Raw genomic sequence first — 16,912 nt, 5'->3', positions numbered from 1 at the left:
GGGGCGGCTACCCGCCGGGGGGCGCTGCCCCCCGGACCCCCCGGAGTATTTCTGCCAAGAAGAACAGGGTTGCGCGGACCGTTGGAGGGGCTTCGCGCTTCACGCAATATGTGGTAGGATACATGCCGTGCCATGTCCCGGCGCGACGTGTCCGTAGCAGGAGGCCCCCATGCGCCCCGCCGCTTTGATCATCGCCCTGTCCCTCGCCCTGTCGCCCGTGGCGGCACTGGCCCAATCGGGATGCGAGCATGGCGACCGACGAGCAAGCTGCATGGATGGCACGACCTGGGACCCGGTGACCGACCGCTGCGAAAGCTCGGTCAGCAGCTAAGCCGCTTCCCCTTTTCTGAGGTGCCGTGACCAGGCCCGCGCTTTGGCGTTGAGCCTTAATTTGAAACGCGCTACCTCCCCCACCACCACTTGACCACAAAGGAACAGCCCATGACGGCGAAGGTCTTCATCGACGGTGAGGCCGGCACGACCGGCCTGCAGATTCTCGAACGGCTCCAGGGCCGGGCGGATATCACGCTTGTCCAGGTGGAGCATGAACGCCGAAAGGACGCCGATGCCCGCGCCGCAGCCTTTGCCGAGGCCGACGTGGCGATCCTGTGCCTGCCCGACGCCGCCGCCATCGAGGCCGTGGCCATGGCGGGCGATTGCCGGATCATCGACGCCTCGACCGCGCACCGGGTGGCCGAGGGCTGGGTCTATGGCATGCCCGAACTGCCGGGCCAGGCCGAGGCCATCGCGGGGGCCGCACGGGTGGCCAATGTGGGCTGCTACGCCACCGGGTCGATCGCGCTGATCCGGCCCTTGCGCGACGCGGGGCTCCTGGCGGCAGACGATGCGCTCGTTCTGACCGGGACCTCGGGCTATACCGGCGGCGGCAAGGCGCTGATCGGCGAATACGAGGCGGGCACAGCCCCCGACTATTTCCTCTACGCCACGGGCCAGGCCCACAAGCATGTGCCCGAGATCATGCATTACGGCCGCCTCACCCGGCAGCCTGCCTTCCAGCCCGCCGTGGGCAACTACGCGCAGGGCATGATCGTGCAGATGCACCTGCATCGCGATGCGCTGGCAGGCAATGCGGGTAAATCCGCTCTGGAGGACGCTTACCGCGCCTTCTACGCCTCTGCGCGCGTCGTCGACCTGGTGCCCGCCCCTGCCCGCGTCGATGCGCGGGCCATGAATGGCACCAACCGGATGGAAATCTCGGTCCATGGCAGCGACGAGGCAGGCATCCTGACGGTGACCGCCACGCTCGACAATCTCGGGAAAGGGGCCTCTGGCACCGCCGTGCAGAACCTCAACCTGATGATCGGCACGGCCGAGGAGACCGGGCTCTGATCCGTCGGGTTTGACGAAAACCCGCCGCGTTTCGCACGCGGCGGGAAACCGCGCCTTAACCCCTGCCGCCGATCCTGCCCTTCGTGGGTGAGTGACGAGCGACAAGGGGGCCGCGCATGCAGCTTTCAGACAGTCTATCCATGCCATCGGCCGGGCCGCTGCGCATGGGCAGTGCCGACAAGGCCGCGATCATCGTGCGCCTGTTGATGAGCGAGGATGCCATGCCGCGCCTGACCGGGCTCAGCCTGCGCCAGCAGCAGGGGCTGGTGCGGCGCATGGCGGCGCTCGGTCCCATAGACAGGGACACGCTGGCCACGGTGGCGCGCGAATTCGCCGAACGGCTCGACACGCTCGGGCTGACCTTCCCCGGGTCCCTCGCCGCCACGCTGGAGCTCATCGGTGACCGCCTCTCGGACGAGGCGCGCGCGAGCCTGGCCGAGATGGCCGAGGCCGAGGGCCCGCCCGATCCCTGGCGGCGCATTGCCGGGGCGGACCCGGAGCGGCTGAAACCGATCCTGGTCCATGAAAGCGCCGAGATCTGCGCCATCCTGCTGTCGAAACTGCCCGTGGCCAAGGCCGCGGCCCTGCTGGCGGAACTGCCCGAGGATCGCGCCCATGTGGTGGCCCATGCGGTCGCCCTGACCGGCTCGATCGGGGCCGAGACCATCGCGCGGGTGGGCCTGTCGCTGGTGGCGCAGCTCGATGCCCAGCCCTCCCCCGCCTTCACCGCCAATCCCGCGGACCGGGTCGGCGCGATCCTGAATGCCGCCGCATCCGCCACGCGCGACAAGGTGCTCGAAGGGCTCGATGCGCAGGACGCGGATTTCGCCGGGCTGGTGCGCAAGGCGATCTTCACCTTCGACCATATCCCCAAGCGGCTGGAACCGAAGGACGTGCCGCGCATCATGCGCCAGGTGGATGCCGACACCACCGTCACGGCGCTGGCTGCCGCGATGGAGGCGGCCCCTGTCGCCGTGGAATTCCTGCTCGAAAACATGTCCAAGCGCCTGGCTGAACAGCTGCGCGACGATGCCGAGGCGCGCGGCACCGTGCGCGGGGCAGAGGGCGAGGCGGCCATGGCCGCTGTCGTTGCCGCCATCCGCGACCTCGCCGATGCGGGGGAAATCCGCCTGATTGAGCCCGAGGAGTAAGCGGGCTTGACCACCCGCCCCGGGCTGGACAACGATGATCCCCCCACCCGGGCACCCCAACCAGGCAGAAAGGAGACCGACATGGGAGCCAGTGACCTGATCCAGTATGCCCACGCGCTTTACAACGCCCATGGCGACAAGGCCGAGGCCGAAGCCGCGCAGAAAGCCGCCGCCGCCGAGGCGTCGGGCGATGCGACGGAAGCCGACAAGTGGCGCAAGGTGCGCGGCCATATCAAGGAACTGCGCGGGCCGAAATCGACCTGACGCCCAGGCATCCATGCGTTTTCGCATGGTTCGATAACGTATTTCGGCAATTCCTGCATGAACTGCAGGAGGCTATCCCCTTGGCATGCGAACCCGATGCCAAAGGAGGCCCCCATGCCGACACGTCCCCATGCCCTTCAGGCCCGCTCTGCCGGGCTGCTCTACCTCGTGATCATCGCGGCAGGCCTCGGCGCCGAACTGGCCCTGCGCGGCCCTCTTCTGGCCCCAGGCGATGCCCTGGCAACCGCCGAGAACATCCGCGCGGGCCTTGGGGCCTTCCGCCTGTCCCTGCTGCTCGACCTGGTCATGATCCTCTGCGACGTGGCCCTGGCCTGCCTGCTCTACCTGCTCCTTGCCCCGTTCAGCCCCGTCATCGCGGTGCTGATGGCGGCCTTTCGTATGGTCCAGGCGGCCATCCTGGGGGCCAATCTCTTCAACCAGACCATGGCGCTCAACCTGCTGACCCTGCCGGGTGATCTGCCGGGGCGCGAGGCGCTGGCCCTTGCCCATCTTGAGCTTCAGGCGCAGGGCTACGACCTCGGGCTTGCCTTCTTCGGGCTGTCCTGCGCGCTCTTGGCCCTGATCCTTCTGCGCGGCCCCGGCCTGCCCCGGATCATCGGCTGGCTGATGGCAGGGGCGGCCCCGGTCTATGTGGCAGGTGCCGTGCTGCGGATCATGGCGCCGGACATGACCGGCCTGATCGAGCCTGCCTACCTGCTGCCCGTGGTGGCGGAACTGGCCTTCTGCCTGTGGTTGCTGAGCGCGAGAGCAACGCGGGGCGTCGCCCCGCGATCCTCCTGATCCTCAGGCCACGTCGATGACCGACAGGGCGCGCTGTCCGCTGGCCCAGGCCCGCGCGGCGCGCCCGAAAGCCTCGAACAGGGGCCGCGATACCGGGTCCTCGGCGGCCCGGTATTCCGGGTGCCACTGCACCGACAGCGTGAAGCCCGGCGCATCCTTGATATAGATCGCCTCGGGTGTGCCGTCGGGCGCCTGCCCGTCCACCACCACCCGCGCGCCCGCGCGCTTGATGCCCTGCCCGTGCAGCGTATTGGTCATCACCTCGCGCGCGCCCATCAGCCGGTGAAACGGCCCGTCCTCGGTGAATTCCACCGTGTGGCGCAGGGCGAATTTCTCTTCCAGCGTGCCATCGGGCGGCATCCGGTGGTTCATCCGCCCCGGCAGATCACGGATCTCGGGGTAGAGCGTGCCCCCCATGGCAACATTCACTTCCTGGAAGCCCCGGCAAACCCCGAGGAACGGCTGGCCCCGCTCCACGCAGGCCCGGATCAGCGGCAGGCTCACCGCATCGCGGCAGCGGTCGAAGGCACCATGGGCCTCGGTCGGGTCCTCGCCATATTCCTCGGGGTGCACGTTGGGCCGCCCGCCGGTGAACAGGAACCCGTCGAACACGTCCAGAAGCTCGGCCGTCGAGACATAGCGCGGATCGGCCGGGATCAGCAGCGGCACGCAATCGGCCACCTCGGCGATCGCCTCGGAATTCATCGTCCCGCCCGCATGGGTCGGATACTGATCGTTGATCAGGTGGTGATTGCCGATAATGCCGATGACCGGTCGTCGCATGGGGGCCCCGTTTTCGCACGTTCCCTCAAGCATATACGCCGCCCCGGCGCGGCTGAAAAGCACTGCACGCGCACAATGCGGTCCGCGACTGTGCACCGCCCGCGAAACGGGCGGCGCAAGGCCCCGCCTGCTCAGCCGACGGGCGTCAGCCCCGCGGCCTCGATCCCGGCCACGGCAGCGGCGGCATCATTGTCCGAGGTATCGCCGGTGACGCCCACGGCCCCGATCACCGCGCCCGACGCGTCCCTGACCAGCACCCCGCCCGGAACCGGCACCACCTTGCCGCCGAAAGCCCCGTTCACGGCGGCCATGAAATAGGCCTGGTCCTCGGCACGCGCCATCTGCGCACTGCCGGGCATGCCCAGCATCACCGCGCCATAGGCCTTGCCCCGCGCGATCTCGAAACGGCCTGGGCTGGCCCCGTCTTCACGCTCGAAGGCCAGCAGGTGCCCGCCCGCATCCAGCACCGCCACCGAAAGCGGCTTCAGCCCCAGCTCGCGGCCCTTTTCACGCGCCACGCGCACCATCGTCCTGGCCTGGTCCAGAGTGATCATCTCAATCCCCCATTAAGGTTAACGGCGCGCCCGGCCCCGTCGTGGGAACCCCGCATGCGCCTTCTTCTTTGCCCAAATACCCAATTTCCAGCACCTCCACCGGGCGCGACGCTCAGGCCGAGGCCTTCAGCTCCAGCCGGCGGCGATGCAACACGGGTTCCGTGTAGCCCGCGGGCTGAACGCGGCCCTCGAACACCAGGTCGCAGGCCGCCTTGAAGGCAATCCCGTCAAAGCCCGGCGCCATCGGCCGATAGCCGGGATCGCCCGCGTTCTGACGGTCCACTACTTCGGCCATCTTCTGCATCGCCTCCGTGACGCGCGCCTCGCTGACCACCCCGTGATGCAGCCAGTTGGCCAGCGCCTGGCTGGAAATCCGGCAGGTGGCGCGGTCTTCCATCAGGCCCACGTCATGGATATCGGGCACCTTGGAACAGCCGACGCCCTGGTCGACCCACCGCACCACGTAGCCCAGGATGCCTTGCGCATTGTTCTCGATCTCGCGCGTCACCTCGTCGTCAGAGAGGTTGCGCCCTTCCATCACCGGGATGGTCAGCAGATCCGCCAGCGTGCCGCGCGCGCCACCGGCCTTGATCTCTTCCTGCCGGGCCAGCACATCGACCTTGTGGTAATGGGTGGCATGCAGCGTGGCCGCCGTGGGCGACGGCACCCAGGCACAGTTCGCACCCGACTGTGGATGCCCGATCTTGGCCTCCAGCATCGCCGCCATCATGTCGGGCATCGCCCACATGCCCTTGCCGATCTGCGCCTTGCCCTGCAGCCCGCAGGCCAGGCCGATATCGACATTGCGATCCTCGTAAGAGGCGATCCACGCGGTCGATTTCATCTCACCCTTGGGCAGCATCGGCCCCGCTTCCATGCTGGTATGGATCTCGTCGCCGGTCCGGTCGAGGAAGCCCGTGTTGATGAAGGCCACGCGGTGCCTGGCGGCCCGGATGCATTCCTTGAGATTGGCCGAGGTGCGCCGCTCCTCGTCCATGATCCCCAGTTTCACCGTGTATTGCGGCAGGCCGAGCGCGGCCTCGACGCGGGTGAAAATCTCGTCGGCGAACGCCACTTCTTCCGGCCCGTGCATCTTGGGCTTCACCACGTAGACAGACCCGGTGACGGAATTGCCGCCCGGCTTGCCAAGATCATGCATGGCGATGAGCGTGGTCACCATCGCATCCATCAGCCCCTCGCCGATTTCCAGCCCATCGCGGTCGAGGATCGCGGGGTTGGTCCTCAGGGGGCCCACATTGCGCACCAGCATGAGCGAGCGGCCCTTCAGGGTCAGCGTCTCGCCCGAACCCGTCACGAAGCTGCGGTCGGGGTTCAGGGCGCGGGTGAAGCTCTTGCCGCCCTTGCTGACCTCCTCGGTCAGGTCGCCCTTCATCAGGCCAAGCCAGTTGGAATAGGCCAGCACCTTGTCCTCGGCATCCACGGCGGCAACGGAGTCCTCGCAATCCATGATCGTCGACATGGCCGATTCAAGGATCACATCGGCGATCCCCGCCGGGTCCGAAGCACCGATCGGGCTGCCGGCATCCACTTTAACAATGATATGCAGACCATTGTTCTTGAACAGATACTCTGCGCCATCCTCGGATGCGCCAACATATTGCGGATGCGCGCTCAGCGCGCCCATGTCGGTGACTGAGGCCCAGCCGCCCTCGACCGGCACCGCCCCGTCGAGGAAGTCCTTGGCCCAGGCGATGACCCGCGCGCCACGTTCGGGGTCATAGCCCTTGCCCGTGGGCAGGTCGCCCATCGCATCGGTGCCGTAAAGCGCATCGTAAAGGCTGCCCCAGCGCGCATTCGCGGCATTGAGCGCAAAGCGCGCATTCATGATCGGCACCACCAGCTGCGGCCCCGGCACATGGGCGATCTCGGGGTCGGTCGGCCCGGTTTCCAGCGCGAAATCGGGGCCTTCGGGCACTAGGTAGCCGATCTCCTTGAGGAAAGCGGTGTAGGCTGCCGCATCATGGGGCTGGCCGCGCCGCTCCACATGCCAGGCGTCGATCTGCGCCTGGATCGCGTCGCGTGTTTCCAGAAGGGCCCGGTTCTTCGGGCCAAGCTCATGCACCAGCCCGCTCAGCCCCGCCCAGAAATCCTCGGCCGAAATGCCCGTGCCCGGCAGGGCGCGGGTTTCGATGAACTGTGCCAATTGGCTGTCCACTTGCAGCCCATGTTTGTCGATGCGCGTCGCCATAGCTCACTCCCGTCCCGTGGAGGCCTCAATCGTATGCCTCGGTATGCCTGGTCTGCACATGATCTAGAGCGAAAGTTTCCTATAGGCAACAAGCGTGGTCAAAAAAACTAACCAAAAACACTTTCAAACAGGAAATGAAAGCTGGCGCGGGGTGGATCGGGGCGTTTTCACCGCTTGCGGGCGCGGCGCGGCATGGCGCGCCAGCCGCCCGTCGCGCGTGTCGCGCCACCCCTCCTGCCCGCGCACCGCCCAGACCTTCGCCCGCGCCGCCTGCGCGGCCTTGACCGGATCGACAACGGGCGCGGGATAGGCCCGGCCAAGGAAGCGCCCGGCCCCGGCCCAATCCCATGGCGCGTGAAGATGGGCATCGGGCACGGGCCTGAGCTCCGGCACCCAGTGCCGCACGAAGCGCCCGTCCGGGTCCTGGTCCAGCCCCTGCTTCACCGGGTTGTAGATGCGCGGCGTGTTCATGCCGGTCACGCCCGACTGCATCTGCGCCTGCGGCCAGTGAATTCCGGGCTCGTAATCGGTGAAAAGCCGCGCCAGGTGCTGCCCCGTCACCCGCCAGTCCAGCCACAGGTGATAGCTTGCCACCGCCATCAGCATCGCGCGCATGCGGAAGTTGATCCAGCCGGTGTGGATCAGCTGGCGCATGCAGGCATCGACGAAGGGCAGACCCGTTTCACCCGCCTGCCAGGCCGCGAGCCGGTCGGCATCGGGCACCTCCGGGCGCAGGCTTTCATAGGCGGGATGAAGACACCGGGTTTCTATCTCGGGCTGGCTTTCCAGCTTCTGCATGAAATGGTCCCGCCAGGCCAGCCGCGACCCATAGCCCCTGAGCCCCCGGTTGGGCCCGGCCCCGGCCCGGGCCCATTCCAGCGCCTGAACCGCCTCGCGCATCGAAAGCGTGCCAAGGGCTAGATGCGGCGACAGGCGCGAACAGGCGGTCCCCGCCGTCACCGGGGATGACATGCCCGAAAGGTAGCCCGCGGCGCGACGCTCCAAAAAGGCCGATTGCAGGTCCAGCGCCCGCGCGCGTCCCCCTTTCTGCCGCCCCGGGCAGGGATCGAAGGCCAGCCCAAGGTCGGACGCGTCGGGAAGGACCCCGGGCTCGAGCCCATGCGGCGCCAGCCCTGCGGGCACCGCCACAAGCGCCCCGCGCATCGCCTTGTCGCGCCGGGCCTGCCAGCCGCGCCTGTGGTGCAGTCCGCGCGTGATGCCCGGTTGCGCCACTTCTTGCCACGCCACGCCGTTCGCCCGGGCCCATGCCGCCACCCGGCGGTCGCGCGCGAAGGTCCACAGGTTGCCGGTTTCCTCGTGGCTGGTCAGCCGCGTGATGTGCTGGGTGACGCGCAGATCCTCCAAGACCTCGACCGCATCGCCCATCCGCACCAGCAGGGGTGCACCCAGGCGGGCAAGATCGCCGCGCAGCCCCTCCAGGCACTCCGCGATGAAACGCCATTGCCGCGCCGACATGTCGGGTTCGGCCCATAGCGCGGGTTCCACGATGTAAAGCGGCAGCACGGGCCCCTCGCCCGCCGCCGCCAGCGCCAGCGCTGCGTTGTCCTCGATCCGCAGATCACGCTTGAACCAGAGAATCGTGCCCATGCGCGCGATAGGAACATAAAGTGAACATTTGCGGAAGGGGTCAGGGCCGGTCGCCGCGCGCCTCCATCATGCGATAGAAATCCTGCAACCGCTTTCCGCGCTCGGGCTTGAACCTAGCGCCCTCCTCGACCGCGTCCATCCGGTCGAGCCGGAACATGCGGAAATCGTCGCGCAGCTCGCACCAGCCCACTAGGGTCCAGCTTGCGCCCCAGAACCACAGGCCAAGCGGGCGCACCACCCGCTGCGTGGCCGCGCCATTCTGATCCGTATAGGAAAAAGACAGGCGCAGGCCGCGTTCGGCCGCGCGTTCCAGCCGGTCGATCTGCACCCGCAAGTCGTCGGACATGCGCCAGCCGATGGCGTGAACCTGCACCCGCGCCGCCCTGTCGCGGGCATCTTCGGGCAGGACCGCGCCGATCTTGATCAGCGCCTCTTCCGCCGCGCCCGCCATTTCCGCCCCGCCGAAGGCCCGGATCAACCGGGCCCCGGCCACCAGCGCGGTGATTTCGGGCTTGGTGAACATGAGCGGCGGCAGGTCATAGCCCGCCTCCATCACGTAGCCGACCCCGGCCTCGCCATCTATCGGCACGCCGGTCGACTGGAGGTCCGCAATATCGCGGTAGATCGTCCGCGTGCTGACCTCCAGCTTCTCGGCCAGCGCCTGCGCCGTCACCAGCCGCCCGCCCCGCAGGGCCTGCACGATCTGGAACAATCGGTCGGCGCGGCGCATCGGCTCAGGCCGCTTCGAACAGGCCGATGGAGTTTCCATCGGGATCGGTGGCGTAAAAGAAGCGGCCCGCCGGGATCTCGATCGCGGGCGAGATCACGGTGCCGCCAGCCTCGGTCACGCGGGCCATCGTGTCTTCCAGCTTGCCTTGTGCAGCCAGGTGCACGGTAGGCCCGGTGCCATCGCCCGCGGGCGTGCCCTCGTAAAGATGCCCGGCGACCCCGGTCGCGAAATCCGCGGCCTGGAAGATCGCGGTCTCGTTCGGCCCCATCTGCTGGCGCTCCAGCATGAGCCCGGTGACCTTGGAATAAAAGGCACTGGCGGCGGCGAGATCGCGGACGGGCAGTTCGATCCAGACGGTGGTGTTGGCGGGGGTGAAGCTCATTTCTGCATCCTTTCGCATGAAGCTATCGAATGCAGCGTGTTTCTCACAGCCCTGCTGACAGCCTTGTGTCAGCATGAAACGCGAAACGCCCCGGTCGAGGGGACCGGGGCGTTCGCGAGGTCTCGTCCTGTCTGCAATCCGCAGGTCGGCCCAGTGTTAGCCATTACCGTCGGGATTGTAGGTAATGTATTGCCCGCCGCCGCCATTCGGATCGTAACGATCAGACGAGTCGTCATCGCCGCCTTCCGGTTCCCGGTAGGGGTAGCAGCCATTGGGCGTGTCGTAATAGCCCTCGGGGCAGTCATCCTGCGGCGGGTAGCACTGCTGTTCATACGGTGCGCCGGGGATGTATTCCCCTTCGACACAGTCAGAGGGCTCACCGTATTTGTCCATGATGACTTCACCCTGCAATGGCGGCGCAACGGTACCGGAACAGGCGGTCAGCGCGAGGATCGCGCCAGCCCCAAAAAGATGTGACAGCTTCATTTGGGGGTCCTTTCTACACGTTGTGTATCAATTGGTCTGTCTTGGGTGCGTCCAGTTGAGACGCTGCCAATCGGCGGACACAACAGCAGCCGGCCCGGAATCCCCGGATTTGCGCCGATACTGCGCCATCCCGGCAACTATCTGATTTTATAGATTTTATTTTAAATCTTTAGCGTTGAGCATGTCACTATTGCACCCCTCGCGCCCCTCTTGCGCAGAGCCCTCACGCACAGCCCCGCACCGCGATTCGCCAAGAAAAGAAGCCCCGGCAGATGCCGGGGCTTCGAACGTTCTGACCAATCAGTAAGATCAGGGACCGGTCGTGAGGTTGGTCTGACCCGTAGGCGTCCGCCCATTGTTGCCGGGGCGGTCGCCACGATTTGGGTCGTCCCAAGGCAAGCAATCGTCAATAGCAGCGGTCGCCGTGAGTTGAGGATCGCAATCCTCGGGCGGCGGGAAACACTGTTCCTGATAGGGCGCGCCGGGGATGTAGTAGCCGTCAACACAGCCGGTCGGTTCACCGTATTTGTTCATGATGACTTCGCCCTGGATCGCGGGCGGCGGCGCCGGTTGCGCACAGGCTGTCAGGGCGGCAATGGCCCCCAAGCCGATAATGTGGGTGATTTTCATGATGTCTCCCCTCTACGCTGAATGAATTTAATCTGCGCCTAATCGAGCGCTCACCTCATTAGTGGCACTTGATCACTATTGGTTCAATCACGACGTTTCGAACTCCGTCATTAACTTTTGAACCGGGTTCCCCCTGCAACACCGTTGATCTACTCAGGGCAGGACGTTTTCAAAGGGACCGCGCCGATGACCGATTCCGCCAGAACCATCCACCTTTCCGACTACCGCCCGCCCGCCTGGCTGATCGAGTCGGTGGAGCTCGACTTCGCGCTCGATCCCAAGGCCACGCGCGTGCGCTCTCGCATCCGTTTCACCCGCAATCCCGCGGGCGATGGCGGCGACCTGGTGCTCGATGGCGAACAGCTCTCGCTTCTCTCGGTCGCGCTCGATGACCAGCCCCTGTCGGACAATGCCTACCAGCAGGACGGCACCAGCCTGACCATCCCCGCCGCCCAATTGCCCGGCGACAGCTTCACCTTCGCCGCCGAGGTCGAGATCAACCCCGCCGCCAACACCGCGCTGGAAGGGCTTTACATGTCGAACGGCATGTTCTGCACCCAGTGCGAGGCCGAAGGGTTCCGCAAGATCACCTATTACCCCGACCGCCCCGACGTGATGGCCCCCTTCACGGTGCGCATCGACAGCCCCCTTCCCGTGCTCCTGTCGAACGGCAACCCGGTCGAGCGTCACGGCCATGTGGCCGAGTGGCACGATCCCTGGCCCAAGCCCGCCTATCTCTTCGCCCTCGTCGCGGGCGATCTCGTGGCCTATTCCGACCACTTCATCACCATGTCGGGGCGCTCCGTCGCGCTCAATATCTGGGTCCGGCGCGGGGACGAGGGAAAATGCGCCTACGCGATGGACGCGCTCAAGCGGTCGATGAGCTGGGACGAAGAGGTCTACGGGCGCGAATACGATCTCGATGTCTTCAACATCGTGGCCGTGGATGACTTCAACATGGGGGCGATGGAAAACAAGGGGCTGAACATCTTCAACTCCAAATATGTCCTGGCCAGCCCCGAAACCGCCACCGACCGCGATTACGAATTCATCGAGGGCATCATCGCCCATGAGTATTTCCACAACTGGACAGGCAACCGCATCACCTGCCGGGACTGGTTCCAGCTCTGCCTCAAGGAGGGGCTCACCGTCTTCCGCGACCAGCAGTTTTCGGCCGATATGCGGGGGGAAGCGGTAAAGCGGATCGACGACGTGCTGTCGCTGCGCGCACGCCAGTTCCGCGAAGACGCCGGGCCGCTGGCGCATCCCGTCCGGCCCGAAAGCTTCGTCGAGATCAACAATTTCTACACCGCCACCGTCTACGAGAAGGGCGCCGAGGTGATCGGCATGCTGAAACGGCTCGTGGGCGATGCGGCCTATTACCAGGCGCTCGATCTCTACTTCGACCGCCATGACGGCGATGCTGCCACCATCGAGGATTGGCTCGCGGTCTTCGAAGAGGCCACCGGGCGCGATCTGACCCAGTTCAAGCGCTGGTATTCCCAAGCAGGCACCCCCCGGCTTTCCGTGAAAGATGACTTCAAGGGCGACACGTATCGCATTGAATTTACGCAGGAAACAAAACCGACACCCGGCCAGCCCGACAAGCTGCCCCAGGTCATTCCGGTGGCGATCGGGCTGCTTGACCCCTCCGGCCAGGAGGTTGAGCCGACCCGCGTGCTGGAGATCACCGAAACGCGCCAGGCCTTCCAGTTTCATGGCCTCGGCAAGCGCCCGGTGCCCTCGATCCTGCGCGGCTTCTCGGCCCCCGTCATCCTCGACCATGCCCCCAGTTTCGAGGATCGCGCGCTGATCCTCGCCCATGACACCGACCCGTTCAACATGTGGGAGGCCGGCCGCTCGCTCAGCCGCGAAACCTTGCTGGCCATGCTGCGCGACGACACCCCGCCTGCCGGGGCCTATCTCGAAGCGCTGGCGCGGGTCGCGGCCAACCCGGCGCTCGACCCGGCCTTCCGCGCGCTGGTTCTGGCGCTGCCATCCGAGGATGACATCGCGCAAGGGGCCCATGACGCGGGCCTCGTGCCCGATCCGACCGCCATTCACGAAACCCGAAGGGCGCTTTCCAATGCCGTGGCCGGGGCCGCGCGCGAAACGTTGGAAACCGTTTATGACCAGATGGATACGGGCCAAAGCTATAGCCCCGACGCCGCCTCGGCGGGCCGCCGCGCCCTGCGCAATACGGCGCTCAGGCTCCTGTCTCCGCTCGACGGGCCGGACCGGGCCCGCGCGCAATATGCCGCCGCCACCAACATGACCGATCAACTGGCTGCCTTCGCCTGCCTTCTGGAGGCTGGCGATGCCGGCATCGCCGCCGCCTTCCACGACCAGTGGAAAGGCGACCGGCTGGTCATGGACAAGTGGTTCATGATGCAGGTGGCCCATGCCGCGCCAGAGAGCGCGGTTGGAACCGCCCGGGCCCTAACCGGGCACGCCGATTTCGACTGGAAGAACCCCAATCGCTTCCGCTCGGTCATCGGCGGGCTGACGGCGGCGAACCCGGCCGGCTTCCACGACCCGACCGGCGCGGGCTATCGTTTCCTCGCCGACTGGCTGATCCGGCTCGACCGGGCCAATCCGCAGACCGCCGCGCGCATGTCGACCGCCTTCGAGACCCGCGCGCGCTACGATGCCGACCGGCAGGCGATGATGACCGAGGAACTGGAACGGATCGCGGGCACCGAGGGGCTCAGCCGCGACCTGACCGAAATGGTGGGGCGCATGCTGGCGGATTGAGCACGCCTTTCACGGGGCTTGCGCAGCCTCGCCGCAAAAAGACCCAAAAGCCGGGCTAGTCTCGGCCCCATGTCAAAGCGGTTTTCATACGTGGTGCGCCAACGCTCTGCCCATGCCTGGGCGGGGCTTGCCGCCGGGCTGGTGATGCTGGCCCTTGCGGCCGATCGCGGCGCGCCGGGCTGGACCTGGGCGCTCCTGGCCCCCTGCATCCTCGTCTGTGTCGCCCAGATCGCCCTGTGCCCCGGCTACGGCATTAGGCTGAGCGACCGGGCGCTGTCGGTGCTGACGGGCTATGGCGAGCGGGTCGTGCCGCTCTGTGGCATCGACCACCTGCGCCTGACCCCGACCCGCGGGGTGGTGGTGCTGGCCGATGGCGAAGAGGTGGCGCTGCCGCGCCAGGTTCTGCGCGACACGCTGCTTCTCATCCGCGAAAGCACCGCCCGCGGCATCCCGGTGCGGGCGCTTTAGCGCGCGGCGCAATAGCTCTGCTGGTGCAGCCAGTCGCGGATATCCGCGGTCACATGCGCCTGGCGCATCGGCCCCCAGTCGGCGCCGACCCCGCGCCCGCCCTGGCTGACCACCCCGTCCCGGGGCACGGTTTCCGACATGATCCTGAGCGCACAGCGCAGGTTCGCCGCCCCATCGGTCAGCTCCGCCCCGCTCGTGGCCTCGCATCCGCGATAGCGCGCAGTGGCGGGCGAGATCTGCATCAGCCCGAACCAGCGCCCGCCGCCACCCACGGCCCCGGGCTCCCAGGTGCTTTCGTAGCGCGCCAGCGCCGACACGAAGCCCACCCAGAAGGCCGCCCGCTCCGCCTCGCTGCCCTCGGCATAGCCCGGGCACCAGTGATCCACATCCTCCGGCACCACCTCGGTCAGAACCGCCGCCTCCCCCTCCAGCATCTCGATCGAGGCCCGGGTCCAGATCTCGGCCTCGGGCCGGTGGTCCCAGCGCGTGGCGGGCAGGATGTCGGGGTCGCTGACAGTGCTGGCACAGGCCGACAGCGCGGCAAGGGTCAGCAGAACGGGGCGAAAGGCACGACGCATGGGCTCCAGGGGCTCCGGCAATTTCCAATGCTCCCTCCTCTGCCCCCGATCGGCCCGTCCCGCCAGCCCCCGCGGCACGGCCCCTCCCGCCCCCGGCAAAACCCCGCCCAAAGCCTCGCCCCCTCGGCAGCCTCCCGCCGATCCGGCATCAGGCCCTTCCTCTTGGCCCCAATACTCCCGCCAGAGGCACCCGGCACCCGCCACAGGCCCGACCGGGGCGGTCCAGTCCCCGCCCGGCGCCACGGGCGCGCGGCAGCAGCGGCCCGAGGAGCGCCCCCGCGCCAGCGGGGGTCGACGAGGGCCGCCGCCCGGGTCGACGCCAAAGGCGGCGAAACCCCCGCGCACCCTCTTGCTCCCTTGTCCCTGCTGGCCTAGAACCCAAGCCGTTCAACCGGAGACCGCCCATGCTCGACCTGACCTTTGAGACCCCGAAACCCAAGACCATCGCCGGTGCGACGCAGGATTGGGAACTGGTGATCGGCATGGAGGTGCATGCCCAGGTCTCCTCGAACTCCAAGCTCTTCTCGGGCGCCTCCACCCGCTTCGGGGCGGAACCCAACTCGAACGTGGCCTTCGTGGACGCGGGCATGCCCGGCATGCTGCCGGTGATCAACGAGTTCTGCGTGGCCCAGGCCGTGCGCACCGGGCTCGGGCTCAAGGCCGAGATCAACCTCTTCTCCGCCTTCGACCGCAAGAACTACTTCTACCCCGACCTGCCGCAGGGCTACCAGATTTCCCAGCTCTACCACCCCATCGTGGGCGAGGGCGAAGTGCTGGTGGAAATGGGCGACGGCACCGCGCGGCTCGTGCGCATCGAACGCATCCACCTCGAACAGGACGCAGGGAAATCCATCCACGACATGGACCCGCACATGTCCTTCGTCGACCTCAACCGCACCGGCGTGGCGCTGATGGAGATCGTCTCCCGCCCCGACATCCGCGGCCCCGAAGAGGCCGCCGCCTATATCGCCAAGCTGCGCCAGATCATGCGCTATCTCGGCACCTGCGACGGCAACATGCAAAACGGCAACCTGCGCGCCGACGTGAACGTCTCGATCTGCGCGCCAGGCGCCTACGAGAAATACCGCGAGACCGGCGATTTCTCCCATCTCGGCACCCGCTGCGAGATCAAGAACATGAACTCCATGCGCTTCATCCAGGCCGCGATCGAGTACGAGGCACGCCGCCAGATCAAGATCGTCGAGGCGGGCGGCGCGGTCGAGCAGGAAACCCGGCTCTATGACCCGGACAAGAACGAAACCCGGTCGATGCGGTCCAAGGAAGAGGCGCATGATTACCGCTACTTCCCCGATCCCGACCTGCTGCCGCTCGAGATCGAGCAGGCCTGGGTCGACGACATCGCGGCCAGCCTTCCGGAACTGCCCGACGCCAAGAAGGCCCGCTTCATGGGCGATTTCGGCCTGTCGGACTATGACGCCTCGGTGCTCACCGCCGAAACCGCAGATGCCGCCTATTTCGAGGCCGTGGCAGGCGCGGCGGGCGATGGGAAGCTCGCCGCCAACTGGGTCATCAACGAGCTTTTCGGGCGTCTCAAGAAGGACGATCTGGCGATCGATGCCTCGCCCGTCAGCCCCGCGCAGCTCGCGGGCATCATCCGGCTGATCAAGTCCGACGCCATCTCCGGCACGATCGCCAAGGATCTGTTTGAAATCGTCTTCACCGAAGGCGGCGATCCCGAACAGATCGTGGAAGAGCGCGGCATGAAACAGGTCACCGACACCGGCGCCATCGAGGCCGCGGTGGACGAGATCATCGCCGCCAATCCCGACCAGGTCGCCAAGGCCAGGGAAAACCCCAAGCTCGCGGGCTGGTTCGTGGGCCAGGTCATGAAAGCCACCGGCGGCAAGGCCAACCCCAAGGCGGTGAACCAGCTGGTGGCCAAGAAACTGGCCGAATAGGACCGACGGTCACAAGAATGCGCAGGGTGGGCGGTTTGCCCACCTTCAGCGCCCTACTCTCCTTCCCACATCGGCACCAGGTCCCGCTCCTCCAGCGCCGGATCCTCCGCGCAGGCGGCCAGCGGCCGGTGCCAGTAGCGCCGCACCTCCCGCACCTCCTGGCTGCCAACGGGGCCGAAGTCCCCCTCCACGCAGGCACAGCCATAGCCATAGCCCGCGGGGCTCATCAGCACCCATTCCTGCGG

The 16,912-nt window shown here is 66.9% G+C and carries 18 protein-coding genes; 8 read left to right on the top strand and 10 right to left on the bottom strand.

Translation table 11 applies throughout. From position 1 onward, the window contains the following. Window positions 1-169: 169 nt before the first annotated feature. From ACEQXV_RS14860 to ACEQXV_RS14840, 5 genes are all read left to right on the top strand, one after another. Window positions 170-331, top strand: a complete 162-nt coding sequence (locus tag ACEQXV_RS14860; protein WP_370252664.1) for a hypothetical protein — start codon at window positions 170-172, stop codon at window positions 329-331. A 110-nt stretch (window positions 332-441) separates the two neighbouring features. Next, on the top strand, window positions 442-1,350 hold the full coding sequence (argC, locus tag ACEQXV_RS14855; protein WP_370269821.1) for an N-acetyl-gamma-glutamyl-phosphate reductase: 909 nt from the start codon (window positions 442-444) through the stop codon (window positions 1,348-1,350). A 116-nt stretch (window positions 1,351-1,466) separates the two neighbouring features. After that, the gene (locus tag ACEQXV_RS14850; RefSeq protein ID WP_370252661.1) at window positions 1,467-2,501 is read left to right on the top strand and encodes a FliG C-terminal domain-containing protein; all 1,035 of its coding nucleotides are present in this window, start codon (window positions 1,467-1,469) and stop codon (window positions 2,499-2,501) included. Window positions 2,502-2,582: 81 nt separating this feature from the next. After that, window positions 2,583-2,765: a hypothetical protein gene (locus ACEQXV_RS14845; RefSeq protein WP_370252660.1), complete on the top strand. Its 183-nt coding sequence runs from the start codon at window positions 2,583-2,585 to the stop codon at window positions 2,763-2,765. A 114-nt stretch (window positions 2,766-2,879) separates the two neighbouring features. Then, the gene (locus tag ACEQXV_RS14840; protein WP_370269820.1) at window positions 2,880-3,566 is read left to right on the top strand and encodes a DUF4386 domain-containing protein; all 687 of its coding nucleotides are present in this window, start codon (window positions 2,880-2,882) and stop codon (window positions 3,564-3,566) included. A 3-nt stretch (window positions 3,567-3,569) separates the two neighbouring features. On the opposite strand, the gene ACEQXV_RS14835 is transcribed toward ACEQXV_RS14840, so the two are convergent. The 8 genes from ACEQXV_RS14835 to ACEQXV_RS14800 all read right to left on the bottom strand — a co-directional run bounded on the left by ACEQXV_RS14835 (window position 3,570) and on the right by ACEQXV_RS14800 (window position 10,948). Continuing rightward, the gene (locus tag ACEQXV_RS14835; protein ID WP_370269819.1) at window positions 3,570-4,349 is read right to left on the bottom strand and encodes a gamma-glutamyl-gamma-aminobutyrate hydrolase family protein; all 780 of its coding nucleotides are present in this window, start codon (window positions 4,347-4,349) and stop codon (window positions 3,570-3,572) included. Window positions 4,350-4,480: 131 nt separating this feature from the next. Continuing rightward, on the bottom strand, window positions 4,481-4,903 hold the full coding sequence (locus ACEQXV_RS14830) for a heme-binding protein (protein WP_370252654.1): 423 nt from the start codon (window positions 4,901-4,903) through the stop codon (window positions 4,481-4,483). Between the two features lie 112 nt (window positions 4,904-5,015). Continuing rightward, window positions 5,016-7,112, bottom strand: a complete 2,097-nt coding sequence (locus tag ACEQXV_RS14825; RefSeq protein ID WP_370269817.1) for a malate synthase G — start codon at window positions 7,110-7,112, stop codon at window positions 5,016-5,018. 123 nt (window positions 7,113-7,235) lie between these two features. Beyond that, window positions 7,236-8,720: an FAD-binding domain-containing protein gene (locus tag ACEQXV_RS14820; protein WP_370269816.1), complete on the bottom strand. Its 1,485-nt coding sequence runs from the start codon at window positions 8,718-8,720 to the stop codon at window positions 7,236-7,238. Window positions 8,721-8,760: 40 nt separating this feature from the next. Next, window positions 8,761-9,450, bottom strand: coding sequence for a helix-turn-helix transcriptional regulator (locus ACEQXV_RS14815; protein WP_370254180.1), 690 nt, complete (start codon window positions 9,448-9,450; stop codon window positions 8,761-8,763). Between the two features lie 4 nt (window positions 9,451-9,454). Continuing rightward, the gene (locus ACEQXV_RS14810; protein WP_370254182.1) at window positions 9,455-9,832 is read right to left on the bottom strand and encodes a VOC family protein; all 378 of its coding nucleotides are present in this window, start codon (window positions 9,830-9,832) and stop codon (window positions 9,455-9,457) included. A 156-nt stretch (window positions 9,833-9,988) separates the two neighbouring features. Continuing rightward, window positions 9,989-10,318 (bottom strand): hypothetical protein, encoded by a 330-nt coding sequence (locus ACEQXV_RS14805; RefSeq protein WP_370254183.1) that lies wholly within the window; start codon window positions 10,316-10,318, stop codon window positions 9,989-9,991. A gap of 309 nt (window positions 10,319-10,627) precedes the next feature. Beyond that, window positions 10,628-10,948, bottom strand: a complete 321-nt coding sequence (locus ACEQXV_RS14800; RefSeq protein WP_370254184.1) for a hypothetical protein — start codon at window positions 10,946-10,948, stop codon at window positions 10,628-10,630. 186 nt (window positions 10,949-11,134) lie between these two features. Here ACEQXV_RS14800 and pepN point away from each other — a divergent pair, with 186 nt between their 5' ends. Both pepN and ACEQXV_RS14790 read left to right on the top strand, forming a co-directional pair. Further along, the gene (pepN, locus tag ACEQXV_RS14795) at window positions 11,135-13,702 is read left to right on the top strand and encodes an aminopeptidase N (RefSeq protein WP_370254790.1); all 2,568 of its coding nucleotides are present in this window, start codon (window positions 11,135-11,137) and stop codon (window positions 13,700-13,702) included. Window positions 13,703-13,771: 69 nt separating this feature from the next. After that, window positions 13,772-14,170 (top strand): hypothetical protein, encoded by a 399-nt coding sequence (locus tag ACEQXV_RS14790; RefSeq protein ID WP_370254788.1) that lies wholly within the window; start codon window positions 13,772-13,774, stop codon window positions 14,168-14,170. Here the strand turns inward: ACEQXV_RS14790 and ACEQXV_RS14785 are convergent. Continuing rightward, window positions 14,167-14,748 (bottom strand): transglycosylase SLT domain-containing protein, encoded by a 582-nt coding sequence (locus tag ACEQXV_RS14785; protein ID WP_370269815.1) that lies wholly within the window; start codon window positions 14,746-14,748, stop codon window positions 14,167-14,169. The two genes, ACEQXV_RS14790 and ACEQXV_RS14785, sit on opposite strands and share 4 nt — an antisense overlap. 404 nt (window positions 14,749-15,152) lie before the next feature. Between ACEQXV_RS14785 and gatB the strand changes: the two genes are divergently transcribed. Further along, the gene (gene gatB, locus ACEQXV_RS14780) at window positions 15,153-16,667 is read left to right on the top strand and encodes an Asp-tRNA(Asn)/Glu-tRNA(Gln) amidotransferase subunit GatB (RefSeq protein WP_370269814.1); all 1,515 of its coding nucleotides are present in this window, start codon (window positions 15,153-15,155) and stop codon (window positions 16,665-16,667) included. Between the two features lie 53 nt (window positions 16,668-16,720). Here the strand turns inward: gatB and ACEQXV_RS14775 are convergent. Then, a partial coding sequence (locus tag ACEQXV_RS14775) for a DUF4087 domain-containing protein (protein ID WP_370269813.1) occupies window positions 16,721-16,912 on the bottom strand: 192 nt, incomplete at its 5' end.

Origin of the sequence: Nioella sp. (genome assembly GCF_964229645.1) — a bacterium.
Classification (GTDB): Bacteria; Pseudomonadota; Alphaproteobacteria; order Rhodobacterales; family Rhodobacteraceae; genus Nioella.
The sequence above is the reverse complement of the archived record's forward strand: the minus strand, read 5'-3'. Positions and strand labels throughout refer to the sequence as shown.